Origin of the sequence: Massilia norwichensis, assembly GCF_024753245.1 — a bacterium.
Lineage (GTDB): Bacteria > Pseudomonadota > Gammaproteobacteria > Burkholderiales > Burkholderiaceae_D > Telluria > Telluria norwichensis.
Map to the genome: position 1 here is coordinate 32,954 of NZ_JANUGX010000023.1, position 23,639 is coordinate 56,592.

Below are 23,639 nucleotides of genomic sequence, written 5' to 3' on the forward strand. Positions count from 1 at the left end.
GTTGGAAGCCCCGTGTTTTGGGGAAGTCTAGCCTCTTCCGTCAATACACGGCGCTTATCTTGATTATTCTGAAAACAGCCCTTGCGGAGTTGCGGTTGGGTCGCTACAATCACGCCCCGAAGCAACGACACTGTGTGAGTCAGATCAGTTCTGATGAAACGATAGTTGACAGAAGTTTGTCCGTGCTTCATACTCTGCGGTTCTTCGCGGTGGGGTGGCCGAGTGGTTAAAGGCAGCAGACTGTAAATCTGCCCTCTCTGAGTACGCTGGTTCGAATCCAGCCCCCACCACCAAAAAGCGTTGATCGTGTTGTGAATCGAAAGCAGTTGAGTTGAGAAGTACCTCGTGCGGGTGTAGCTCAATGGTAGAGCTGAAGCCTTCCAAGCTTATGACGAGGGTTCGATTCCCTTCACCCGCTCCAGTTTCAAATCAGCCCTTGTAGCTCAGTGGTAGAGCACTCCCTTGGTAAGGGAGAGGCCACGTGTTCAATCCACGTCAAGGGCACCAGAATTTAAATCGGCAGTCAGCTGTACTCGACCGTCAGACGTGCCTGGTAATTTCAAACATCGTTAGGATCTTAGGAGTCAAGAATGGCAAAGGAAAAATTCGAACGGACCAAGCCGCACGTCAACGTCGGCACCATTGGTCACGTTGACCACGGCAAAACCACCCTGACGGCTGCTATCGCAACCGTTCTGTCGAAGAAATTCGGCGGTGAAGCCAAGGCCTACGATCAGATCGACGCGGCTCCGGAAGAAAAAGCACGCGGCATCACCATCAACACCGCGCACGTCGAGTACGAGACCGCAAACCGTCACTACGCTCACGTTGACTGCCCAGGCCACGCCGACTACATCAAGAACATGATTACCGGTGCTGCGCAGATGGACGGCGCGATCCTGGTGTGCTCGGCCGCTGACGGCCCGATGCCGCAGACCCGCGAGCACATCCTGCTGGCGCGTCAGGTTGGCGTTCCGTACATCATCGTGTTCCTGAACAAGTGCGACCTGGTCGACGACGAAGAGCTGCTGGAACTGGTCGAAATGGAAGTGCGCGAGCTGCTGTCGAAGTACGAGTTCCCGGGCGACGACCTGCCGATCATCAAGGGTTCGGCTCGTATGGCGCTGGAAGGCCAGGCTGGTCCGCTGGGCGAAGACGCCATCATGCAACTGGCTGACGCACTGGATTCGTACATCCCGACCCCGGAACGTGCCGTTGACGGCGCCTTCCTGATGCCGGTTGAAGACGTGTTCTCGATCTCGGGCCGCGGTACCGTGGTGACCGGTCGTGTCGAGCGCGGCATCATCAAGGTCGGCGAAGAGATCGAAATCGTCGGTATCATCGACACCGTGAAGACCACCTGCACCGGCGTGGAAATGTTCCGCAAGCTGCTGGACCAGGGTCAAGCTGGCGACAACGTCGGCCTGCTGCTGCGCGGTACCAAGCGTGAAGACGTCCAGCGTGGTCAGGTTCTGGCCAAGCCGGGCTCGATCAAGCCGCACACCGACTTCACCGGCGAAGTGTACGTGCTGTCGAAAGACGAAGGTGGTCGTCACACCCCGTTCTTCAACAACTACCGTCCGCAGTTCTACTTCCGTACCACCGACGTGACCGGCTCGATCGTTCTGCCGGCCGACAAAGAAATGGTGATGCCGGGCGATAACGTGTCGATCACCGTCAAGCTGATCGCTCCGATCGCGATGGAAGAAGGTCTGCGCTTCGCAATCCGCGAAGGTGGCCGTACCGTCGGCGCCGGCGTGGTTGCCAAGATCATCGCCTAAGTAGTAGATGTACCTCCGGGAGGAACGTTTCTGTTCCTCCCAACAACAGAGTATTGCGCGGTGCGTCCGCACCGCGTATAATGCTCGATTCAGCTAGAAGTTTATGTAGGGGAGTAGCTCAATTGGCAGAGCGTCGGTCTCCAAAACCGAAGGTCGCGGGTTCGATTCCCTCCTCCCCTGCCACCGAATTCGGTGCCCAGCACCCGAAAGTAAATAAGTATGTCTAATCAATCCGTGCAAACCGTCAGCACCTCGAACGACAAGTTCAAGGTTGCGCTGGCAGTGGTTGCTACGATTGCAGGCGTGGTTGGCTTTTTCGTTCTGAAAGGCCAGAACAAACCAGCTCTGGTGTGCGCAGGCGCACTCGTGGCTGGTTTGCTCATTGCCGTCCTGCTGTTGTGGACGTCCGCTACCGGACGCGACTTCCTGGGCTTCGCCAAGGAGTCCGTGCGTGAGACGAAGAAGGTTGTTTGGCCCACCCGCAAGGAAGCAACCCAGATCACGATGGTGGTCTTCGGTTTCGTCCTGATGATGGCGATTTTCCTGTGGGGCACGGATAAGATTCTTGAATTCCTGATGTACGACGTGATCCTGGGGTGGAAACAATAATGAGCGATAACGTGCAGCAAGATAACGTGCCGGGCGACGCCCCGGCACAAGACGCTGGTGCGCCGCTGAGTACTCCGGTCAGCAACAAGCGCTGGTACGTCGTGCATGTCTATTCCGGCATGGAAAAGAGCGTGATGCGCGGCCTGACCGATCGTATCGAGCGCGCTGGCATGACCGAACAGTTCGGCCGCATCCTGGTCCCGACCGAAGAAGTGGTCGAGGTCAAGAACGGCAGCAAATCGGTGTCCGAGCGCCGCTTCTTCCCGGGCTATGTGCTGGTCGAGATGGAAATGACCGACGAGACCTGGCACCTCGTGAAGAACACGCCGAAAGTCACCGGCTTCATCGGCGGCAAGAGCAACAAGCCGACCCCGATCCCGGCCCGCGAAATCGACAAGATCATGCAGCAGGTCCAGGAAGGCGTCGAAAAGCCGCGGCCCAAGGTGCTGTACGAAGTGGGCGAGCAGGTGCGTATCAAGGAAGGCCCGTTCACCGACTTCAACGGCAACGTCGAAGAAGTCAACTACGAAAAATCGAAGGTGCGTGTCACTGTCACCATCTTCGGCCGCGCAACTCCGGTGGAACTGGAGTTCGGGCAGGTAGAGAAAGTCTAAAACGCGTAGTCGGAGCGTCGCAGCAGCTAGGCGGAATCCGATAAGAGGAGCTCCGCCGGATAAGTGGTATCGGCGGAGCGCTACCACTCAATCGAGAGATTAGGAGCCATCATGGCAAAGAAAATCATCGGTTTTATCAAGCTGCAAGTGCCGGCTGGTAAAGCAAACCCGTCCCCTCCGATCGGCCCGGCCCTCGGCCAGCGCGGTCTGAACATCATGGAATTCTGCAAGGCGTTCAACGCCAAGACCCAAGGCATGGAGCCGGGTATGCCGATTCCGGTCGTGATCACCGCCTTCGCGGACAAGTCCTTCACCTTCGAGATGAAGACCCCGCCGGCAACCTACCTGATCAAGAAGCTGTCGGGCGTCACCAAGGGTTCGGCCAAGCCGCACACCGACAAGGTCGGCACCCTGACCCGTGCTCAGGCTGAAGAAATCGCAAAAACCAAACAGCCGGACCTGACCGCTGCCGACCTGGACGCTGCTGTGCGCGTCATCGCCGGCTCGGCACGTTCGATGGGCATCACGGTGGAGGGTATCTAAATGGCTAAGCTGTCCAAGCGCGTCAAAGAAATGAAAGCCAAAGTGGATCGTAACAAGGTCTACGCTTTCGACAACGCTGTTGCAATCGTCAAAGAATTCGCTACCGCCAAGTTCAACGAGTCGATCGACGTCGCCGTCCAGCTGGGCGTGGACCCGAAGAAGTCGGACCAGGTTGTTCGTGGTTCCGTCGTTCTGCCGGCCGGTACCGGCAAGACCGTCCGCGTCGCTGTGTTCGCACAAGGCGACAAGGCCGAGCAGGCTAAAGCCGCCGGCGCCGACATCGTCGGTATGGAAGACCTGGCAGAGCGCGTGAAGGCCGGCGACATGCCGTTCGACATCGTGATCGCTTCGCCGGACACCATGCGTATCGTCGGTACCCTGGGTCAGATCCTGGGCCCGCGCGGCCTGATGCCGAACCCGAAGGTCGGCACCGTGACCCCGGACGTGGCTGGCGCCGTCAAGAACGCCAAAGCCGGTCAGGTCCAGTACCGTACCGACAAGGCTGGTATCGTGCACGCCACCATCGGCCGCAAGTCGTTCTCGGACGACCAGCTGAAGTCGAACCTGGTTGCACTGATCGACGCACTGAACAAGGCCAAGCCGGCATCGTCGAAAGGCGTGTACCTGCGTAAGGTCGCCATCTCGTCGACCATGGGCGCTGGCGTCCGCGTCGACCAGGGCACCCTGGCTGCGTAATCGACGGTCGTATCGTCGCCCCCGCGCAGGCGGGGGGCCAAGTTTTAAAGTTTTAGTCCTCGTAGTTTCATCGCGGGGCAGATCTTTGGGCTGGCGGACTGAACCCCGCCAGGCAATCAAAGACCGTTGGGCCGAAAGCAGAGGTTGAGCCGGAGGTTAATACAACACCCAACGCAGATGGCGAACCCGAACAAGTTTTGTAGTCGATGCTTTGTCGTACTTCTTAACTTCGGACGCCGTGTTCGAACCGATACGGGGAATAATCCTCGCATCATTTAAGGAGATTGACCGTGGGTCTTAATCTGAATGACAAAAAGGTCGTCGTCGAAGAAGTTAGCGCAAAAGTAGCAACCGCGCAAACCATCGTCGTCGCCGAGTACCGTGGCATCCAGGTTAGTGCTCTGACGAAACTCCGTGCAAATGCTCGTTCGCAGGGCGTGTACCTGCGTGTTCTGAAGAACACGCTGGCTCGTCGCGCTGTGGAAGGCACCCAGTTCGCACCGCTGGCTGACACCATGGTTGGTCCGCTGATCTACTCGATCTCGGACGACGCCGTGGCAGCAGCCAAGGTAATCAGCGACTTCTCCAAGACCAACGACAAGCTCAAGGTCATGGGTGGTAACTACGCTGGTAAGAACCTGGATGTCGCTGGCGTCAACGCGCTGGCAAGCATCCCGAGCCGTGAAGTCCTCATCGCCCAGCTGCTGGGCGTCATGCAGGCTCCGGTTTCCGGCTTTGCACGAGTTCTGGCTGCCGTGGCAGCACAAAAAGGCGAAGGCGCCGCACCGGCAGAAGCCGCAGCGGAACCGGCAGCGGCTGAATAAGCCCTGGCCTTTTTGCTCAAGTACTAATCACACATCAAATATTTGGAGTTTCAAATGGCAATTAGCAAAGAAGAGTTCCTGGACGCAGTTGGCGCAATGTCGGTCATGGAACTGAACGACCTGGTCAAGGCATTCGAAGAGAAGTTCGGCGTGTCGGCAGCTGCTATGGCAGCACCGGCAGCTGGCGGCGGCGCAGCTGCTCCGGCAGCTGAAGAGCAGACCGAATTCAACGTCGTGCTGGCTGAAGTCGGCGCGAACAAGGTCGGCGTCATCAAGGCCGTCCGCGAAATCACCGGTCTGGGCCTGAAAGAAGCCAAGGACCTGGTCGACGGCGCACCGAAGACCGTCAAGGAAGCCCTGCCGAAAGCTGACGCTGAAGCCGCCAAGAAGAAGCTGGAAGAAGCTGGCGCCAAGGCCGAGCTCAAGTAATACATATGCAATGGGCGCCGGCAACGGTGCCCAAAGCCGGAGTCAAAGCTTGCAGATCCCCGCCGAAAGGTGGGGTATGCGGCTTTGGCTCTTTTGTCGTCCCTGCGACAAACACGCGTTACCCCTGCAATACAGAGTATCACCCGCAGTACGGAAGTAATCGTAACACAGCAGTACCGGCTGTCCTTTATCACCTGGCGAACGGTGGCGAGTTTTGAGGTCTTGCATGTGGTGGCAACGCTACTCGCAATCCCTGAAGTCTCATCCCTTTCTGTCACTCACGGAGTGTCCATGCACTACTCATTTACTGAGAAGAAACGCATTCGCAAGTCGTTCGCGAAGCGCGCCAACGTTCACAACGTTCCCTATCTCCTGGCTACGCAGCTGGAGTCCTACGAGAATTTCCTGCAAGCGGACGCAGCGCCGTCCGTGCGCAAGAACGAAGGCCTGCAGTCGGCTTTCAGCTCCATCTTCCCGATCGTGTCGCACAACGGTTTTGCGCGCCTCGAGTTCCTCTCTTACGTGCTGGGTGACCCCGCTTTCGACGTCAAGGAATGCCAACAACGCGGTCTGACCTTCGCGTCGCCGCTGCGCGCCAAGGTGCGTCTGGTGATCCTGGACAAGGAATCGCCGACCAAGCCGGTCGTGAAGGAAATGAAGGAACAGGAAGTGTACATGGGCGAACTGCCGCTCATGACCGCCAATGGCTCGTTCGTTATCAACGGCACCGAACGCGTGATCGTCTCGCAGCTGCACCGCTCGCCGGGCGTGTTCTTCGAGCACGACCGCGGCAAGACCCACTCCTCGGGCAAGCTGCTGTTCTCGGCACGTATCATTCCTTACCGCGGCTCGTGGCTGGACTTCGAGTTCGACCCGAAGGACATCCTGTTCTTCCGCGTCGACCGCCGCCGCAAGATGCCGGTGACGATCCTGCTGAAAGCCATCGGCATGACGCCGGAGCAGATCCTCGCCAACTTCTTCGTGTTCGACAACTTCAATCTGCGCTCGGAAGGCGCGGAACTCGAGTTCGTGGCCGAGCGCCTGCGCGGCGAAGTCGCGCGCTTCGACATCGTCGATCCGAAGTCGGGCAAGACCATCGTCACCAAGGACAAGCGTATCAACGCCAAGCACGTCCGTGACATCGAAGCTGCCGGCATCACCTACATCTCGGTACCGGAAGACTACCTGGTCGGCCGCGTGCTGGCGACCAACGTCGTCGACGGCGACACCGGCGAGATCATCGCCAACGCCAACGACGAGCTGACCGACGAGCTGCTGGGCAAGCTGCGCGACGCCAACATCTCGGCGATCCAGACCCTGTACACCAACGACCTGGACCAGGGCGGCTACATCTCGCAGACCCTGCGCACCGACGACACCGCCGACCAGACCGCCGCTCGCGTGGCGATCTACCGCATGATGCGTCCTGGCGAGCCGCCGACCGAAGAATCGGTCGAGGCACTGTTCAACGGCCTGTTCTACATGCCGGAACGTTACGACCTGTCGGCTGTCGGCCGCATGAAGTTCAACCGCCGCATCGGCCGTGACGAACTGACCGGCGACATGACCCTGTCGAACGAAGACATCCTGGCCGTGATCAAGATCCTGGTCGAGCTGCGCAATGGCCGCGGCGAAGTCGACGACATCGACCACCTGGGTAACCGCCGCGTGCGTTGCGTGGGCGAACTGGCCGAAAACCAGTTCCGCGCCGGCCTCGTGCGCGTCGAGCGCGCCGTCAAGGAACGCCTCGGCCAGGCCGAAGCCGACAACCTGATGCCGCACGACCTGATCAACAGCAAGCCGATCTCGGCCGCGATCCGCGAATTCTTCGGTTCGTCGCAGCTGTCGCAGTTCATGGACCAGACCAACCCGCTGTCGGAAATCACGCACAAGCGCCGTGTTTCCGCACTGGGCCCGGGCGGCCTGACCCGCGAACGCGCCGGCTTCGAGGTGCGCGACGTGCACCCGACCCACTACGGCCGCGTGTGCCCGATCGAAACGCCTGAAGGCCCGAACATCGGCCTGATCAACTCGCTGGCACTGTACGCCCGCCTGAACGAATACGGCTTCCTGGAAACCCCGTACCGCAAGGTCGACGGTTCGAAAGTCACCGACAAGATCGAATACCTGTCGGCGATCGAAGAAGGCCGCTACATCATCGCCCAGGCAAACGCCGCGATCAACGAAGAAGGCCAGCTGGTCGACGAGCTGGTGTCGGCACGTGAAGCCGGCGAAACCATCCTGGTCTCGCCGGAACGCATCCAGTACATGGACGTGGCCCCGGGCCAGGTCGTGTCGGTGGCAGCTTCCTTGATTCCGTTCCTCGAGCACGATGACGCGAACCGTGCACTGATGGGCGCCAACATGCAGCGCCAGGCCGTGCCTTGCCTGCGTCCGGAAAAAGCCTTCGTCGGTACCGGTATCGAGCGCACTGTCGCCGTCGACTCGGGCACCACCGTGCAGGCGACCCGTGGCGGTCTGGTCGACTACGTCGACGCCGGCCGTGTGGTGATCCGCGTGAACGACGACGAGGCGCAAGCCGGCGAAGTCGGTGTGGATATCTACAACCTGATCAAGTACACCCGTTCGAACCAGAACACCAACATCAACCAGCGTCCGATCGTGAAGGTCGGCGACCGTGTTGCTCGCGGTGACGTGATCGCCGACGGCGCATCGACCGACCTGGGCGAACTGGCACTGGGCCAGAACATGCTGGTGGCGTTCATGCCGTGGAACGGCTTGAACTTCGAGGACTCGATCCTCATCTCGGAGAATGTCGTCAAGGACGACCGCTACACCTCGATCCACATCGAGGAACTGTCGGTGGTTGCCCGTGATACCAAGCTGGGCCCTGAAGAAATCACCCGCGACATCTCGAACCTGGCAGAAAACCAACTGGCTCGTCTGGACGAGTCGGGCATCGTCTACATCGGCGCCGAAGTGCAAGCCGGCGACGTGCTGGTCGGTAAGGTCACCCCGAAGGGCGAGACCCAGCTGACCCCGGAAGAGAAGCTGCTGCGCGCGATCTTCGGCGAAAAAGCGTCCGACGTGAAGGACACCTCGCTGCGCGTGCCGTCGGGCATGGTTGGTACCGTGATCGACGTGCAAGTCTTCACCCGTGAAGGCATCGTCCGCGACAAGCGCGCCCAGCAGATCATCGACGATGAGCTGAAGCGTTTCCGCCTGGACCTGAACGACCAGCTGCGCATCGTCGAAGGCGACGCCTTCCAGCGTCTGGAGCGTCTGCTGGTGGGCAAGACCGTCAACGGCGGTCCGAAGAAGCTGAACAAGGGCGCGGTCATCACCAAGGAATACCTGGCTGACCTCGACAAGTTCCACTGGTTCGATATCCGTCCGGCCGACGACGAAACCGCCAACGCACTGGAGGCGATGAAGGAGTCGATCAACGAGAAGCGTCACCAGTTCGACCTGGCCTTCGAAGAGAAGCGCAAGAAGCTGACCCAGGGCGACGAGCTGCAGCCGGGCGTGCAGAAGATGGTCAAGGTCTACCTGGCCGTCAAGCGCCGCCTGCAGTCGGGCGACAAGATGGCAGGCCGTCACGGTAACAAGGGTGTGGTCTCGCGTATCGTGCCGGTGGAAGACATGCCGTTCATGGCGGACGGTACCCCGGCCGACGTGGTGCTGAACCCGCTGGGCGTGCCGTCGCGTATGAACGTCGGTCAGATCCTCGAAACCCACCTCGGTTGGGCGGCGAAGGGCCTGGGCCTGCGTCTGGGCGAAATGATCAAGGCCAAGGCCGAGACCGAGCAGCTGCGCGCCTTCCTGGGCAAGATCTACAACGAAACGGGCAAGAAGGAAGACCTGGACAACTTCAGCGACGAAGAAATCGTCACGCTGGCGAACAACCTCAAGAACGGCGTGCCGTTCGCGACCCCGGTGTTCGACGGTGCGCACGAAGACGAAATCCGCCGCATGCTGGACCTGGCCTTCCCGGACGAGATCGCGACCCACCTGGGCATGACCCCGTCGAAGAACCAGGTCACGATGTACGACGGCCGCACCGGCGAAGCATTCGAGCGCAAGGTCACCGTCGGCTTCATGCACATGCTGAAGCTGCACCACCTGGTCGACGACAAGATGCACGCCCGTTCGACCGGTCCGTACTCGCTGGTGACGCAGCAGCCGCTGGGTGGTAAAGCCCAGTTCGGTGGCCAGCGCTTCGGTGAGATGGAGGTGTGGGCACTGGAAGCCTACGGCGCGTCCTACGTGCTGCAGGAAATGCTGACCGTGAAGTCGGACGACGTGAATGGCCGTACCAAGGTGTACGAGAACCTGGTCAAGGGCGACCACGTGATCGATGCAGGTATGCCGGAATCGTTCAACGTGCTGGTGAAGGAAATCCGCTCGCTGGGTATCGACATCGATCTCGAGCGCAGCTAAGGCCAGTACCCCGTCGCCCCCGCGAAGGCGGGGGTCCAAGTACTTGGGTTCCCGCTTTCGCGGGAACGACGACTGAAGTAAAGAATTCAATCACCCGGAGTGATAAATGAAAGCACTGCTCGATCTATTCAAGCAAGTTCAGCAAAACGAGAGCTTCGACGCCATCAAGATTGGCCTGGCGTCGCCCGAGAAAATCCGTTCGTGGTCGTACGGCGAAGTCAAAAAGCCGGAAACCATCAACTACCGTACCTTCAAGCCGGAACGTGACGGCCTGTTCTGCGCCAAGATCTTTGGCCCGATCAAGGATTACGAGTGCCTGTGCGGCAAATACAAGCGCCTGAAGCACCGCGGCGTGATCTGCGAGAAGTGCGGCGTCGAAGTCACGCTGGCCAAGGTGCGCCGTGAGCGCATGGGCCACATCGAACTGGCTTCGCCGGTCGCCCACATCTGGTTCCTGAAATCGCTGCCGTCGCGTCTGGGTATGGTCCTGGACATGACCCTGCGCGATATCGAACGCGTTCTGTACTTCGAAGCATACGTCGTGACCGATCCGGGCATGACCCCGCTGAAGAAGTGCCAGATCATGTCGGAAGACGACTACGCCGCCAAGTACGAAGAGTACGGCGACGACTTCACCGCATTCATGGGCGCCGAAGGCATCCGTGAACTGCTGCGCTCGATCGACATCGACCGCGAAGCCGAAGCGCTGCGCGTCGAACTGAAAGAGTCGAAGTCGGAAGCGAAAATCAAGAAGTACGCCAAGCGCCTGAAAGTGCTCGAGGCGTTCCAGCGTTCGGGCATCAAGCCTGACTGGATGATCATGGAAGTGCTCCCGGTTCTGCCGCCGGAGCTGCGTCCGCTCGTCCCGCTGGATGGTGGCCGTTTCGCGACCTCCGACCTGAACGACCTGTATCGCCGCGTCATCAACCGTAATAACCGTCTGAAGCGCCTGATGGAACTGCGCGCACCGGAAATCATTACGCGTAACGAAAAGCGCATGCTGCAGGAAGCAGTGGACTCGCTGCTGGACAACGGCCGTCGCGGTAAGGCGATGACCGGCGCCAACAAGCGTCCGCTGAAGTCGCTGGCTGAAATGATCAAAGGTAAGGGCGGTCGTTTCCGTCAGAACCTGCTGGGCAAGCGCGTCGACTACTCGGGCCGTTCGGTCATCGTGGTGGGTCCGCAGCTGAAACTGCACCAGTGCGGTCTGCCGAAGCTGATGGCGCTGGAACTGTTCAAGCCCTTCATCTTCAACAAGCTGGAACTGATGGGTCTGGCAACGACCATCAAGGCGGCGAAGAAGCTGGTCGAGCAGCAGGAACCGGTGGTCTGGGACATCCTGGAAGAAGTCATCAAGGAACACCCGGTCATGCTGAACCGTGCGCCGACCCTGCACCGTCTGGGTATCCAGGCGTTCGAGCCGGTGCTGATCGAAGGTAAGGCAATCCAGCTGCACCCGCTGGTCTGCGCGGCATTCAACGCCGACTTCGACGGTGACCAGATGGCAGTCCACGTCCCGCTGTCGATCGAAGCACAGATGGAAGCCCGCACCCTGATGCTGGCTTCGAACAACATCCTGTTCCCGTCGAACGGCGAGCCGTCGATCGTCCCGTCGCAGGATATCGTGCTGGGTCTGTACTACGCGACCCGCGAGGCGATCAACGCCAAGGGCGAAGGCATGATGTTCCCGGACGTGTCGGAAGTCATCCGCGCGTACGACAACAAGGAAGTCGAGCTGGCGACCCGCATCACCGTGCGTATCGTCGAGTTCCCGAAGAACGAGCAGGGCGGCTTCGACCAGACCCTGACCCGCTACGAGACCACCGTTGGCCGTGCGATTCTGTCCGAGATCCTGCCGAAAGGCCTGCCGTTCTCGGTGCTGAACCGTCCGCTGAAGAAGAAGGAAATCTCGAAGCTGATCAACACGTCGTTCCGCAAGTGCGGCCTGCGTGCGACCGTCGTGTTTGCCGACAAGCTGATGCAGTCGGGCTTCCGCCTGGCGACCCGCGCCGGTATCTCGATCGCCGTCGACGACATGCTGATCCCGGACGTCAAGAAGGGCATGATCGCGACCGCCGAAGCGGAAGTGAAGCAGATCGAGCAGCAGTACGCTTCGGGTCTGGTCACCGCCGGCGAGCGTTACAACAAGGTCGTCGACATCTGGGGCAAGACCTCGGACGAAGTCGGCAAGGCGATGATGGACCAGCTGAAGGTGGAACCGGTCGTCAAGCGCGACGGCACCCACGGCACCCAGGAATCGTTCAACGCGATTTACATGATGGCCGACTCGGGCGCCCGTGGTTCGGCAGCCCAGATCCGTCAGCTGGCCGGTATGCGCGGCCTGATGGCGAAGCCGGACGGTTCGATTATCGAAACGCCGATTACCGCGAACTTCCGCGAAGGCCTGAACGTTCTGCAGTACTTCATCTCGACGCACGGCGCCCGTAAGGGTCTGGCCGACACCGCGCTGAAGACCGCGAACTCGGGTTACCTGACCCGCCGTCTGGTCGACGTGACCCAGGATCTGGTGGTGATCGAGGACGATTGCGGCACCACCAACGGCACGCACATGAAGGCGATGGTCGAAGGCGGTGAAGTCATCGAGCCGCTGCGCGACCGTATCCTCGGCCGTGTTGCCGGTACCGACATCGTGAATCCGGAAACCCAGGAAACCCTGTACGAAGCCGGCACGCTGCTGGACGAAGACATGGTCGAAGAGATCGAGCGCGTCGGTATCGACGAAGTGAAGGTCCGCACCCCGCTGAACTGCGACACCCGTTATGGCCTGTGCGCGAAGTGCTACGGCCGTGACCTGGGCCGCGGCCTGCTGGTCAACGCCGGCGAAGCCGTCGGTGTGGTCGCTGCACAGTCGATCGGTGAGCCGGGTACCCAGCTGACCATGCGTACCTTCCACATCGGTGGTGCGGCATCGCGTGCGGCAGTGGCATCGTCGGTCGAAGCCAAGTCGAACGGTACGGTCCGCTTCACCGCGACCATGCGTTACGTGACCAACGGCAAGGGCGCGCAGATCGTCATCTCGCGTTCGGGCGAAGTGCTGATCACCGACGACCACGGCCGTGAGCGCGAGCGTCACAAGGTGCCGTACGGCGCGACCCTGACCGTCCACGACGGCATGGTGGTGAAAGCAGGCGTGCCGCTGGCAACCTGGGATCCGCTGACCCGTCCGATCATCACGGAATACGGTGGCACGATCAAGTTCGAAAACGTGGAAGAGGGCGTCACCGTCGCTCGCCAGGTGGACGAAGTGACCGGCCTGGCAACCCTGGTGGCGATCGACCCGAAACGCCGCGGTTCGGGCAAGGTCAATCGTCCGCAGGTCAAGCTGCTGAACGAAGAAGGCCAGGAAGTGAAGATCGCCGGCACCGAGCACGCCGTGACGATCGGCTTCCAGGTCGGCGCACTGATCATGGTCAAAGATGGTCAGCAAGTGTCGGTGGGTGAAGTGCTGGCACGTATCCCGACCGAGTCGCAGAAGACCCGTGACATTACCGGTGGTCTGCCGCGCGTTGCCGAGCTGTTCGAAGCCCGTTCGCCGAAAGATGCCGGCATGCTGGCGGAAGTCACCGGTACGGTCGCCTTCGGTAAGGAAACCAAGGGCAAGCAGCGCCTGGAAATCACCGACATGGACGGCAACAAGCACGAGTTCCTGATTACCAAGGACAAGCAAGTGCTGGTGCACGACGGCCAGGTGGTGAACAAGGGCGAGATGATCGTGGACGGCCCGGCCGATCCGCAAGACATCCTGCGCCTGCTGGGTATCGAAGCGCTGGCCCGCTACATCGTCGACGAAGTGCAGGACGTGTACCGTCTGCAGGGCGTGAAGATCAACGACAAGCACATCGAGGTGATCGTTCGCCAGATGCTGCGCCGTGTCCAGATCGTCGAAGCCGGCGACACCGACTACATCGTCGGCGAGCAGGTCGAGCGTTCGGAACTGCTGGAAGAGAACGATCGCGTCATCGCAGCCAACAAGCTGCCGGCGACCTACGAAAACGTTCTGCTGGGTATTACCAAGGCATCGCTGTCGACCGACTCGTTCATCTCGGCCGCATCGTTCCAGGAAACCACCCGCGTGCTGACCGAAGCGGCGATCATGGGCAAGCGCGATGGTCTGCGCGGCCTGAAGGAAAACGTCATCGTCGGCCGCCTGATCCCTGGCGGTACCGGTCTGGCATTCCACCGCGCCCGCAAGGAGAAAGAGCAGTGGGAAGCCGAAGAGCGTCAGGCGCTGCTGCAGCAGGAGAAGGCCAACATGGCTGCCGAACTGCAGGCTGTCGAAGACCAGCAGACTGCTGCGGCTTCGCTGGAACAGAACCACGGCGACGGCGAGTGATTTTCGCTTCAGCTTCCAGCCGCTGATAACGGCTGATGAGAACGGCACCTTCGGGTGCCGTTTTTTTTCGTCCATGCGGCGTGCGGCCGGGCATAATGGATCGCCATGAACACACCGACCGCACTGATCATCATCGACATGCAGAAGGGTATGCAAAGCCCGGCTCTGCCGCCCCGGAACAATCCCGACGCAGAGAACAACATCGCCCGCCTGCACGCCGCCTGGCGCGAAGCAGGGCAACCCGTGGTCAGCGTGCGCCACATCAGCCGTTCGCCATCGTCGGTGTTCGCGCCGGGCCAGGATGGCGTCGAATTCCAGGACCGCTTCCTGCCGCTGGCCCACGAACACGTGGTCGAAAAGAACGTGCCCGACGCTTTCATCAACACGGGCCTCGAACGCTGGCTGCACGCACGCGGCATCCGGCACCTAGTGATCGCCGGCGTCAGCACCAACAACTCGGTCGAGGCGAGCGCGCGCACGGCTGGCAACCTGGGCTTCGAGACGGTGGTGGTGGCGGACGCCTGCTTCACGTTCGACAAGCGCGATTTCGGCGGCACCCTGCGCAGCGCCAAGGAAGTGCACCTCATGGCGCTGGCCAACCTGGACGGCGAATACGCCACGGTGCGCACAACGGCGGAGCTGCTGCGCGAACTGCCGCGCTGATCCATAAAATCCAGTTTACAGGATATTTATATCCACTATACTGGACGACATGGACATCAACCAGCTCATCGCCCAGCGCCTGCGCGAACTGCGCGACGCCCAGGGTCTCTCGCTTGCGCAGCTCGCTGAACGCAGCGGCGTCAGTCGATCCAACATCTCGCTGATCGAACGCGGCGAGAGCAGTGCCACCGCCACCGTGCTCGATAAGCTCAGCGCGGCACTCGGCGTGACGGTCGCCTCGCTGTTCGAAAAGTCGGCCGCCGATGCGCCGTCGCCGGTCGCGCGCGTAGAAGATCAACCGGTGTGGACCGACCCTGGTTCCGGCTACGTGCGCCGCAACCTGTCGCCGGCGATGTATTCGCCGATCCAGCTGGTCGAGGTCAGCTTCCCGGCCGGGCAGCGCGTCGCCTACGAGACCAGCACGCGCGACGCCGAGGTCCACCAGCAGGTCTGGCTCATCGAAGGCAGGATGGAAGTCACGGTCGGCGCCACGCTGTGGACCTTGGCGCCCGGCGATTGCCTCGCCATGCGGCTCGACCAGCCGATCGCCTACCACAACCCGACCGATCAGCCGGCGCGCTATCTGGTCGCACTGGTCACGCAAGTCCACAAACCGCCGCGGAGGGAAGCATGACGACCGACACGATGACTGTACGCAGCCTGGACGCCGCCGAAACCCGGGAACGCATCGCCGAGCTGGCCGAGGTGCTGCGCGATTGCGTCGAGGGCGGCGCCTCGGTGAGCTTCATGCTGCCGATGGCGCGCGCCACCGCGCTGGCGTTCTGGGAAAAGGTGCTTGAAGCCGTCGCGCGCGGCGAGCGCACCCTGCTGGTGGCCGAAGACGATCGAGGCATCGTCGGCACGGTGCAGCTGATCACCGACATGCCTGAGAACCAGCCGCATCGCGCCGACGTCGCCAAGCTGCTGGTGCACCGGCGTGCGCGCGGCGCTGGGATCGGCCGGCGCCTGATGGAAGCGGTGGAAGACGCCGCGCGCGCGCAGGGCAGGCGCGTGCTGGTGCTGGACACGGCCAGCAGCACCGCCGAGCGTTTATATGAGCGCCTGGGCTGGCAGCGGGTCGGCGTGGTGCCGGATTATGCGTACCTGCCGGATGGGGCGCTGTGCGCGACGGCGTTCTATTACAAGCACGTTTGAACCGGCGCCGCAACGACGGCCGAGCGTACCGTCCGCCCCCGGCTATAAGCTTGACATACACTATCTCCGCTTCCTCATCCAAACCTGAAAGGAGACGGTAATGAACAACGCCAGAATCGCCCTGCTGGCCTGCACCCTCGCCGCAGCCGCCGCTGCCAGTGCCCAGTCGACCAGCGCGGACCAGTCCACCAAAGCGCCCCAGACCCCGGTGCCTGCCGCCGCGGGCGCCAGCGGCCAGTTACAGGCGCCGATGACCCTGGTCACCGCCGCCGGTACCGGCAAGATGATCGGTGTCGTCTCGATCAGCGAATCGCCGAACGGCCTGGTGTTCACGCCCAAGCTGACCGACCTGCCGCCGGGGCCGCACGGCTACCACGTGCACGAAAACGGCAGCTGCGGCGTCAATGAGAAGGATGGCAAGAAGGTCGCCGCGGGCGCCGCCGGCAGCCATCTCGACCCAAGCGGCAGCAAGCAGCACCTGGGCCCGACCGGTGCCGGCCACCTGGGCGACCTGCCGCCGCTGGTGGTGGGCGGCGACGGCCGCGCCACCGTGCCGGTGACGGCGCCGCGTCTCAAGAGCCTGGCCGAGATCAAGGGCAAGGCGCTGATGATCCACGCGGGCGGCGACAACTACGCCGACAAACCGGCGCCGCTGGGTGGCGGGGGCGAGCGCATCGCCTGTGGTGTGATCCAGTAAGCAGCTGGCCATAGCGGAAATATTGCATCGAGTGTATGCATTGATTTAACAATGCCTGCTATGATGGGTAGCTGAGCCGACCATCCGGATCGGTCCCGTTCGACGATACTATGCCCTGGCCTTTCGACCTTGCCGCGTCCGCAGATGCACACGCCGAGAACGTGAGCGGGATGGAGCTGCTGATGCAGCGCCATCCCTGGGAGACGACCGCCGTCGGTCCGGTCGCGTCCTGGCCCTTCAGCCTGCAACTGGCGGTGCGCACGCTGCTCGACTGCCGGCTGCCGATGTACCTGGCCTGGGGCGAGGGCAATACGCAATTCTTCAACGACGCCTACGCCCCCATCCTCGGCGACAAGTTCGCGACCGCGCTGGGCAACGATACCCGCGTGACCTGGGCCGAGATCTGGCCGGTGATCGGTCCGATGTGGGCAAGCGTCAAGCGTGGCGAAGCGCAGGGTTCGGACAAGCTGGAACTATCGATCAACCGCTACGGCTACTTCGAGACCTGCTGGTTCACCTATTCGTACAGCCCGGTCTACAGCGAGGAGGGCAAGGTCGAAGGCGTGTTGTCCACTTTCGTCGAGACCACCGGCAAGGTGATGGCCGAGCGCCGTCACGCCTTCCAGCTGGCGCTGGCCGACATCCTGCGCGCCGAAACCGCCGCCGACGCCCTGCTGCAGGCAACCTGGCGCCAGGTCAGCCGCTATGCCACCGAGACGGTGGTGGTGTATGCGACGGTCGACCATGCGGCGCAGGCGGCCGTGATCCGCGAACAGTGGCGCCAGGGCGCGCCGGACGGCGAAGCGGGACGTGTGGTGCCGCTCGAGATGCTGGCTTTCGGGCGCGCCGCCCTGCTGCTGCACGGCGAGACCGTGTGCGTGCCGGACGTCGCCGCGGAAGCGGACATTGCCGGCGCCGATGCCTGGCTGGCGCAGGGCATCGTGTCCGGCCTGGTGGTGCCCTTGATGGACGGCGCGCGCCTGGAAGCCGTGATGGCGCTGCATGCCCCGGTCGCCCAGCGCTGGGAAACCGCCGAAGTGCACCTGCTGGAAGACAGTGCGCGGCGTGCCTGGGAAGCGCTGCGCCGCATCCGCGCCGAGCAGGCGCTGCGCGAAGAAACCCGTACCCTCGAGTTGATGAAGGACGCCACCGGCAAGCTGGCCTCGACCCTCGACCTCGAACCGCTGATGCAGGCGATCACCGACGCCGCGACACAGCTCACCGGCGCCGAATTCGGCGCCTTCTTCCATAACCACACCGACGGCAACGGCGACGCCTACCTGCTCTACACCCTGAGCGGAGCGCCGCGCGAAGCCTTCCAGGATTTCGGCCAGCCGCGCGCCACCGCGGTGTTCGCCCCGACCTTTTCCGGCAGCGCGCCGATCCGCAGCGACGACATCACCACCGACCCGCGCTACGGTTCGATGGCGCCGCACCACGGCATGCCGCCTGGTCATCTGCCGGTGCGCAGCTACCTGGCGGCGTCGGTGGTGTCGCGCTCGGGCGAGGTGATCGGCGGCCTGTGCTTCGGCCATTCGCAACCCGGCATGTTCAGCGCGCGCACCGAAGAGCTGATCGGCGCCTTTTCCGGCCAGGCCGCGATCGCGATCGACAACGCGCGCCTGTACGACATGGCACAGAAGGCGGCCCAGGAGCGTGAACACCTGCTGGCCAGCGAACGCGCCGCGCGCGCCGAGGCCGAGCGCCACAACAAGATGAAGGACGAGTTCCTGGCAATGCTGGCGCACGAGCTGAGGAACCCGCTGGCGCCGATCACCAGCGCCGCCCAGCTACTGCGCCTGTCCGAAGTGAACGAGGGCCTGCGCCTGAAGGCCAGCAACATCATCTCGCGCCAGGTGCGCCACATGACGGAACTGGTCGACGACCTGCTCGACGTCTCGCGCGTGACCCGCGGCCTGATCAAACTGGAAACCGAGGTGCTGGACCTGAACAAGGTGGCGATGGCCGCCGTCGAACAGGCCCGCCCGCACATCGAGGAACGCCGCCACGCGCTGGTGGTCGATCTGCCGCCGGAGCAGGTACTGGTCGAGGGCGATCGCACGCGCCTGATCCAGGTGCTGGTCAACCTGCTCAACAACGCGGCCAAGTACACGCCGGCCGGCGGCCGGATCGCACTGTCCGTGACCCGCGACGGCGACACCAGCACGGCCAGCGTGTGCGACAACGGCAGCGGCATCGACGCCCAGCTGCTGCCGCACATCTTCGACCTGTTCACCCAGGCCGACCGCGCGCCCGACCGCTCGCAGGGCGGCCTGGGCATCGGCCTGGCGCTGGTCAAGAGCATCGTGCGCATGCACGAAGGGACTGTTGCCGCCTCCAGCGGCGGCGCCCAGCAGGGCACGACGATGACGGTCACGCTGCCGCTGGCAGCGGCGCCGGCACGCGCCGGCCAGGCCCCGCGCGCGCACCTGGCTGCCGCCGAGACCCGGCCGCTGATGGTCACCATCGTCGACGACAACCTGGACGCCGGCCATTCGCTGGCGGTGCTGCTGCGCGCCCACGGCCACACGGTGCAGGTGTTCGAGGACGCCTCGAGCACGCTGCGCGCGCCGGACATCGCGGGCACCGAAGTCTTCATCCTCGACATCGGCCTGCCCGACATGACGGGCTACGAACTGGCGCGTCGCCTGCGCCGCCTGCCGGCGCATGCCAGGGCCGTGTTCGTGGCGCTGACCGGCTACGGCCAGGAGCGCGACCGCGAGCTGTCGCGCCAGGCCGGCTTCGACCATCACCTGGTGAAGCCGGTCGATATCGCCAAGCTGGCGCAGATCCTGGCGCGCGTACATGCCGTCGTCCCCGCGCAGGCGGGGACCCAAGCTCTACAAACGTAGGCTCAGCGCTACCAAGCTTGACGGGGAAGGGTACTTAGTTAGCGCGCGCCTTCGCGAACTGGTCGCCCGGCTTCCAGGCCGGCATCGCCGGCGCGTCCGCCACCATGCGGCCCAGGTTCAGCGTGTACTGCGCCTGCTGCACCATGCCGGACAGGTCCCAGTTCGGATCGTATTCGTCGCCGGCCTGGTGGTAGCGTGCCCCATAGGCCTTGCGCTTGGCATCGCTGGCCGCCTTGTCCTTCACCCAGTCGTGGCCGCCCGAGATCGAGAACGCCGGCACGCCGGCCTTGGCAAAGCTGAAGTGGTCGCTGCGGAAGTAGCCGCCGGACAGGTCGGGGCGGGCTTCGGCTACCGTCAGCCCCATCGCTTTCGCGGTGCTGGCGGCGAGCAGGCCGAGGCTGCTGCGTTCGCTGCCCTGCACGCCGATGTCCTTCACCGCGCCGACGAAGTTCAGGCTGTCCAGGTTCAGCGCCGCCGCCGTTTTGTTCAGCGGCCACAGCGGACGGGCGGCATAGGCCGCGCTGCCCAGCAGGCCCTGTTCTTCGGCCGCGACCCACAGGAACATCTGGCTGCGTTTGGCCGGATGCCGCACCGCTTCCTGGGCCATCGCCAGCAGGCCGGCGCTGCCCGAGGCATTGTCGACGGCGCCGTTGAAGATGACGTCGCCCTTGGCCGGATCGCCCTGCATGCCCAGGTGGTCCCAGTGCGCGCTGTAGATCACCAGTTCGTCCTTCAGCTTCGGGTCGGTGCCCGGCACGATGCCGGCCACGTTGAACTGTTCCAGCGTGCGCACCGCCGCCTTGGCCTGGCCCTGCACGCGGGCGTTCAGCAGCACCGGCTTGAAGGATTTGTCTTCGGCCGCTGCGCGCAGCTTGTCCAGGTTCTGGCCGGCGGCGCTGAACAAGGTGCGCGCCGCCGCATCCGTCATCCAGCCCTGCATGCCGGTGCCGAGGTCGGCGTCGGCGAGCTGGAAGCGCTCGGCGGTCCAGCTGTTCTGCACCACGCTCCAGCCGTAGGAGGCGGAGGCATCGGTGTGAATCAGCAGCACGCCGGCCGCGCCGCGGCGCGCCGCTTCCTCGAATTTATAGGTCCAGCGGCCGTAGTAGGTCAGGCCCTTGCCATTGAAGCGCGCCGGCTCGGCGCTGGTGGGGGCGGGGTCGTTGACCAGCATGACCAGCACCTTGCCCTTGACGTCGGCGCCCTTGTAGTCGTCCCAGCCGCCTTCTTCCGGCGCCGTGATGCCGTAGCCGACGAACAGCAGTTCGGCATCCATGTCGTGCACCGCCCTGGCATCGCCCGGCGCCCAGACCCAGTCTTTAGCGAAGCTCAGCGCCAGCGGCTTGCCGCCCGCGGCCAGCGAAACCGAACTCTCTTGCGGTTGCGCCTTCACGCCGGCGATGCGCACACTCTGGCGGTAGCTGCCTTTGTTTGCCGGCAGCAGGCCGGCGGCCATGGCCTGGGTCTCCAGGTAAGTGACGGTCAGTTCGCCGCCGCGCTGGCCGGTGCCGCGGCCTTCGAGCGCGTCCGAGGACAGGAAGGCCAGATGGGCGCGCAGCGGCGCTTCCTGGACAACCGCGGGAGCAGCGGCCTTGTTGACGGGTTGTGCCGCGTGTGCGGAAAAGGCCAGCGCCAGGCTGGCGGCGAAAGTGGTATGGACAATTTTTTGCATCCGGCCATTCTAGCGGAAGATCAGCACGTCGGACGAGATCGTGGTGCCGGTCTGCGGCAGCAGGCGCGGGAGCATGCCGGCGGGACGCGGCGGAAGCTCGTGGTCGGGCAGCCCCGGTATGCGCTCCTGGATGAATACCGTGAAGGGCTGATCGTGGACGAAGTCGATGGCGAAGCGCAGCTCGCGGTCTTGCATGCCGTGCAGGTCGAGCGTCCAGCCGCGGTAGCGCCGGTCGGTCAGCACGCGGCCGTTGACCGTGGTCTTGAGCGTATCGGCGGCCGGGATGCGCAGCAGCAGTTCCGGCGCCCGGTTCTTCGAGCGCAGCAGGAACGCCACGTGACGCCCTGCGGGACCGCGCTGGTCTTTCTCGACGATCAGGTCCGGATAGGCGATGGCGTCGTTGCGCCTGGCCGCCGCGTACCACACCGGGGGGCTGCCGTCGCCGAGCATGTAAGGCAGCTGGTAGGGATACAGGGCGTTGGGGAAGATCGTACGCGTCCAGGCATCGAGCGGCCCCGCCGGATACATCCAGAAGGCCTGCCAGCTGGGCGTGTCCTTGAAGTAGACCAGCTGGTTCGGCACCGGCAGCTCGGGCGGGACCGGGCTGGCGCGGTGGGCCAGCACCAGGCAGATCGACACGCCCAGCAGCAGCGGCCGCACCACCAGCCGCGTGCCGACTTCCGCCAGCAGCGGGCCGCACAGGGCGGGCAGGCAGCAGCCCAGCACCGAAGGCAGCACCAGCCAGGCCGGCGACAGGTGCAGCAGGCTGTCGCGCGCCGCCGGCACGATCAGCAATGCCGCCGGCAGCGCGGCCAGCAGCAGCACGATGCGCCTGTATGCCGCGCGCCAGCCCTGGGCGCGACGGCTGGCCAGGACCAGCCAGGCCGCCTGCGCCGCCAGCAGCGGCCAGGCCAGCACATAGCTCGCACCGGGCGCCAGCCAACTGGCGCAGAGCAGGGCGATGGCGAGCACGCACATCGTGCCGAGCAGCATGGCGTGCACGCCGATCCGCGCCTGCAGGATGCGCTGCAGGCCGATGAAGGCGGTCAGCGGCAATAGCGTGAAGGCCAGCAGCTGCCAGCGCACCGCGGCGGCCAGGCCAGGGCCTTCGGCCAGCAGCCCGACATCGTAGCGCGGCGCGAGGCCGGGCAGGAAGTCGCGGCAGACCCAGGCCGCGGCGATGGACAGCATCAGCATCAGCAGAAAGCCGAAGGCGCCGTGCACGATGTCGATGCCGTCGAGGTCCTGGCGCCGGATGGCGCTTCTGCAGACCACCACGCACAGCACGCCGGCCAGCAGGGCGAGCGGCCACACCAGCAAATAGGAATAATGGAGCACGCCCAGCGCCGGGAGCGTGAAGAGGACCTGGCCGCGTGCTTCCGGTTCCGGCAGCGCCGCCGCGCCGAAGTGGCGCAGCAGGGCCAGCATGGTGTCGCCCTCGTGCTGCAGGCTGGCGGCGTCCAGGCGCTCGGGCACGTCCCAGGCGCCGCCGCCCAGGGGGCCGGCGGTGGTGGCGAAATGCAGCACCGCCGGACCCGGATCGGCGAGCAGCGCGGCGCCGGCGTGCTGCGGCAGCCGGGCGTACAGCTCGCCCATGAAGGACGAGCCCTGCGGACCCGGCGCCAGCGAAGACCAGGCGTCGACCGTGAAACCGTCCGCGCGCTCGGCGCCGATCAGCTGCAGCGCGCCGCGGTTGCCGAGATTGTCGAAACGCAGGGCGACCCTGGCGCGGCGCGCCCACGGATGCGACTGCACGAAGCCGCGCGTGCCCAGGGCCTGGCCGCCATCGCCGTCGGTGAACACGACCAGCAGGTCGTTGTCGAGCGGCGGCCCCGCCTGCAGCACGCGCAGGGTTTCCAGCAGGGCCGCACTGGAGGCGGCGCCGTCGGCCGCGCCCAGGCTGGCGGCGCCCGAATCGTAGCGGGCCACCGCCAGCACTGCCGGCCGGCTGCCGTGGCCCACCACCATGCCCGGCTTCCTGACGATCACGTTGTGGACCTCGGCCAGCGTCACGCGCACGTTGGCGGTCAGATCCACGGAGGCGGCGCGCACCGTCTCCGTCTGTACTTCCGGCTTCAGCCCGAGCCCGCGCAGCTGGGCCAGCAGGTAATCGCGCGCCTGTTGGTTGGCGGGACTGCCGACCGGGCGCGGCGCCTGCGACAGCGCCTGGACGTGGGCCTGGGCGCGGGCGACCGAAAAGCCGGCCGCGGCAGGCGTCCTGCTTGCCGCATCGGGCACGGGAAGTTGGCGCGGGGCCAGCGCGAGCCAGGCCAGCAGCGCGCCCAGCAGGCATGCGGCGGCCAGGCCCTGCATCCCGGCGGCGCCGGGCAGGGCGGAGTCGTGCGACATCGA

The 23,639-nt window shown here is 63.9% G+C and carries 16 protein-coding genes and 4 tRNA genes; 18 read left to right on the forward strand and 2 right to left on the reverse strand.

The window, feature by feature from the left end:
- The first annotated feature begins 208 nt into the window (after window positions 1-208).
- The 18 genes from NX782_RS18000 (at window position 209) to NX782_RS18085 (ending at window position 19,618) form a co-directional block, all read left to right on the forward strand.
- Window positions 209-293, forward strand: a tRNA-Tyr gene (locus NX782_RS18000).
- Between the two features lie 54 nt (window positions 294-347).
- Window positions 348-421 (forward strand) — tRNA-Gly (locus tag NX782_RS18005).
- Window positions 422-432: 11 nt separating this feature from the next.
- A tRNA-Thr gene (locus NX782_RS18010) sits at window positions 433-507 on the forward strand.
- An 83-nt stretch (window positions 508-590) separates the two neighbouring features.
- Window positions 591-1,781, forward strand: coding sequence for an elongation factor Tu (tuf, locus tag NX782_RS18015; RefSeq protein WP_258846862.1), 1,191 nt, complete (start codon window positions 591-593; stop codon window positions 1,779-1,781).
- 107 nt (window positions 1,782-1,888) lie between these two features.
- A tRNA-Trp gene (locus NX782_RS18020) sits at window positions 1,889-1,964 on the forward strand.
- Between the two features lie 36 nt (window positions 1,965-2,000).
- Window positions 2,001-2,390 carry a preprotein translocase subunit SecE gene (gene secE / locus NX782_RS18025; protein ID WP_258846863.1) on the forward strand — a complete coding sequence of 130 codons (390 nt, stop codon included), beginning with the start codon at window positions 2,001-2,003 and terminating at the stop codon, window positions 2,388-2,390.
- Entirely contained in the window at window positions 2,390-3,004 is a 615-nt protein-coding gene (nusG, locus tag NX782_RS18030; protein WP_258846864.1) for a transcription termination/antitermination protein NusG, read from the forward strand. Before secE ends, nusG begins: the two co-directional genes overlap by 1 nt.
- A gap of 111 nt (window positions 3,005-3,115) precedes the next feature.
- Complete coding sequence (rplK, locus tag NX782_RS18035) at window positions 3,116-3,547, forward strand: 50S ribosomal protein L11 (protein ID WP_258846865.1); 432 nt, start codon at window positions 3,116-3,118, stop codon at window positions 3,545-3,547.
- Window positions 3,548-4,243, forward strand: a complete 696-nt coding sequence (rplA, locus tag NX782_RS18040; protein WP_258846866.1) for a 50S ribosomal protein L1 — start codon at window positions 3,548-3,550, stop codon at window positions 4,241-4,243.
- A 290-nt stretch (window positions 4,244-4,533) separates the two neighbouring features.
- The gene (rplJ, locus tag NX782_RS18045) at window positions 4,534-5,067 is read left to right on the forward strand and encodes a 50S ribosomal protein L10 (protein ID WP_258846867.1); all 534 of its coding nucleotides are present in this window, start codon (window positions 4,534-4,536) and stop codon (window positions 5,065-5,067) included.
- A gap of 54 nt (window positions 5,068-5,121) precedes the next feature.
- The gene (rplL, locus tag NX782_RS18050; RefSeq protein ID WP_052234154.1) at window positions 5,122-5,496 is read left to right on the forward strand and encodes a 50S ribosomal protein L7/L12; all 375 of its coding nucleotides are present in this window, start codon (window positions 5,122-5,124) and stop codon (window positions 5,494-5,496) included.
- A gap of 291 nt (window positions 5,497-5,787) precedes the next feature.
- Window positions 5,788-9,897, forward strand: a complete 4,110-nt coding sequence (gene rpoB / locus NX782_RS18055; protein ID WP_258846868.1) for a DNA-directed RNA polymerase subunit beta — start codon at window positions 5,788-5,790, stop codon at window positions 9,895-9,897.
- Window positions 9,898-10,003: 106 nt separating this feature from the next.
- Window positions 10,004-14,251, forward strand: coding sequence for a DNA-directed RNA polymerase subunit beta' (gene rpoC / locus NX782_RS18060; RefSeq protein WP_258846869.1), 4,248 nt, complete (start codon window positions 10,004-10,006; stop codon window positions 14,249-14,251).
- 105 nt (window positions 14,252-14,356) lie between these two features.
- On the forward strand, window positions 14,357-14,914 hold the full coding sequence (locus NX782_RS18065; protein WP_258846870.1) for a cysteine hydrolase family protein: 558 nt from the start codon (window positions 14,357-14,359) through the stop codon (window positions 14,912-14,914).
- Window positions 14,915-14,963: 49 nt separating this feature from the next.
- A complete protein-coding gene (locus NX782_RS18070; RefSeq protein ID WP_258846871.1) occupies window positions 14,964-15,548 on the forward strand; it encodes a helix-turn-helix domain-containing protein in 585 nt (194 codons plus the stop codon).
- On the forward strand, window positions 15,545-16,069 hold the full coding sequence (locus NX782_RS18075) for a GNAT family N-acetyltransferase (protein ID WP_258846872.1): 525 nt from the start codon (window positions 15,545-15,547) through the stop codon (window positions 16,067-16,069). Before NX782_RS18070 ends, NX782_RS18075 begins: the two co-directional genes overlap by 4 nt.
- A gap of 100 nt (window positions 16,070-16,169) precedes the next feature.
- On the forward strand, window positions 16,170-16,766 hold the full coding sequence (sodC, locus tag NX782_RS18080; protein WP_258846873.1) for a superoxide dismutase [Cu-Zn] SodC: 597 nt from the start codon (window positions 16,170-16,172) through the stop codon (window positions 16,764-16,766).
- Window positions 16,767-16,876: 110 nt separating this feature from the next.
- Window positions 16,877-19,618, forward strand: a complete 2,742-nt coding sequence (locus NX782_RS18085) for a hybrid sensor histidine kinase/response regulator (protein WP_258846874.1) — start codon at window positions 16,877-16,879, stop codon at window positions 19,616-19,618.
- A gap of 34 nt (window positions 19,619-19,652) precedes the next feature.
- On the opposite strand, the gene NX782_RS18090 is transcribed toward NX782_RS18085, so the two are convergent.
- Together NX782_RS18090 and NX782_RS18095 are read right to left on the reverse strand one after the other, a co-directional pair.
- Entirely contained in the window at window positions 19,653-21,287 is a 1,635-nt protein-coding gene (locus tag NX782_RS18090) for a M28 family peptidase (protein ID WP_258846875.1), read from the reverse strand.
- Window positions 21,288-21,296: 9 nt separating this feature from the next.
- Window positions 21,297-23,636, reverse strand: coding sequence for a M28 family peptidase (locus NX782_RS18095; RefSeq protein ID WP_258846876.1), 2,340 nt, complete (start codon window positions 23,634-23,636; stop codon window positions 21,297-21,299).
- Window positions 23,637-23,639 lie beyond the last annotated feature (3 nt).

What these genes read in the sequence shown, in the direction of transcription:
- NX782_RS18065 (WP_258846870.1), top strand. Translation starts at nt 14,357, where the DNA reads ATGAACACACCGACCGCACTGATCATCATCGACATGCAGAAGGGTATG.
- NX782_RS18085 (WP_258846874.1), top strand. Translation starts at nt 16,877, where the DNA reads ATGCCCTGGCCTTTCGACCTTGCCGCGTCCGCAGATGCACACGCCGAG.
- rplA (WP_258846866.1), top strand. Translation starts at nt 3,548, where the DNA reads ATGGCTAAGCTGTCCAAGCGCGTCAAAGAAATGAAAGCCAAAGTGGAT.
- nusG (WP_258846864.1), top strand. Translation starts at nt 2,390, where the DNA reads ATGAGCGATAACGTGCAGCAAGATAACGTGCCGGGCGACGCCCCGGCA.
- sodC (WP_258846873.1), top strand. Translation starts at nt 16,170, where the DNA reads ATGAACAACGCCAGAATCGCCCTGCTGGCCTGCACCCTCGCCGCAGCC.
- rplK (WP_258846865.1), top strand. Translation starts at nt 3,116, where the DNA reads ATGGCAAAGAAAATCATCGGTTTTATCAAGCTGCAAGTGCCGGCTGGT.
- NX782_RS18090 (WP_258846875.1), bottom strand. Translation starts at nt 21,287, where the DNA reads ATGCAAAAAATTGTCCATACCACTTTCGCCGCCAGCCTGGCGCTGGCC.
- tuf (WP_258846862.1), top strand. Translation starts at nt 591, where the DNA reads ATGGCAAAGGAAAAATTCGAACGGACCAAGCCGCACGTCAACGTCGGC.
- rplL (WP_052234154.1), top strand. Translation starts at nt 5,122, where the DNA reads ATGGCAATTAGCAAAGAAGAGTTCCTGGACGCAGTTGGCGCAATGTCG.
- rpoC (WP_258846869.1), top strand. Translation starts at nt 10,004, where the DNA reads ATGAAAGCACTGCTCGATCTATTCAAGCAAGTTCAGCAAAACGAGAGC.
- secE (WP_258846863.1), top strand. Translation starts at nt 2,001, where the DNA reads ATGTCTAATCAATCCGTGCAAACCGTCAGCACCTCGAACGACAAGTTC.
- NX782_RS18095 (WP_258846876.1), bottom strand. Translation starts at nt 23,636, where the DNA reads ATGTCGCACGACTCCGCCCTGCCCGGCGCCGCCGGGATGCAGGGCCTG.
- NX782_RS18070 (WP_258846871.1), top strand. Translation starts at nt 14,964, where the DNA reads ATGGACATCAACCAGCTCATCGCCCAGCGCCTGCGCGAACTGCGCGAC.
- rpoB (WP_258846868.1), top strand. Translation starts at nt 5,788, where the DNA reads ATGCACTACTCATTTACTGAGAAGAAACGCATTCGCAAGTCGTTCGCG.
- NX782_RS18075 (WP_258846872.1), top strand. Translation starts at nt 15,545, where the DNA reads ATGACGACCGACACGATGACTGTACGCAGCCTGGACGCCGCCGAAACC.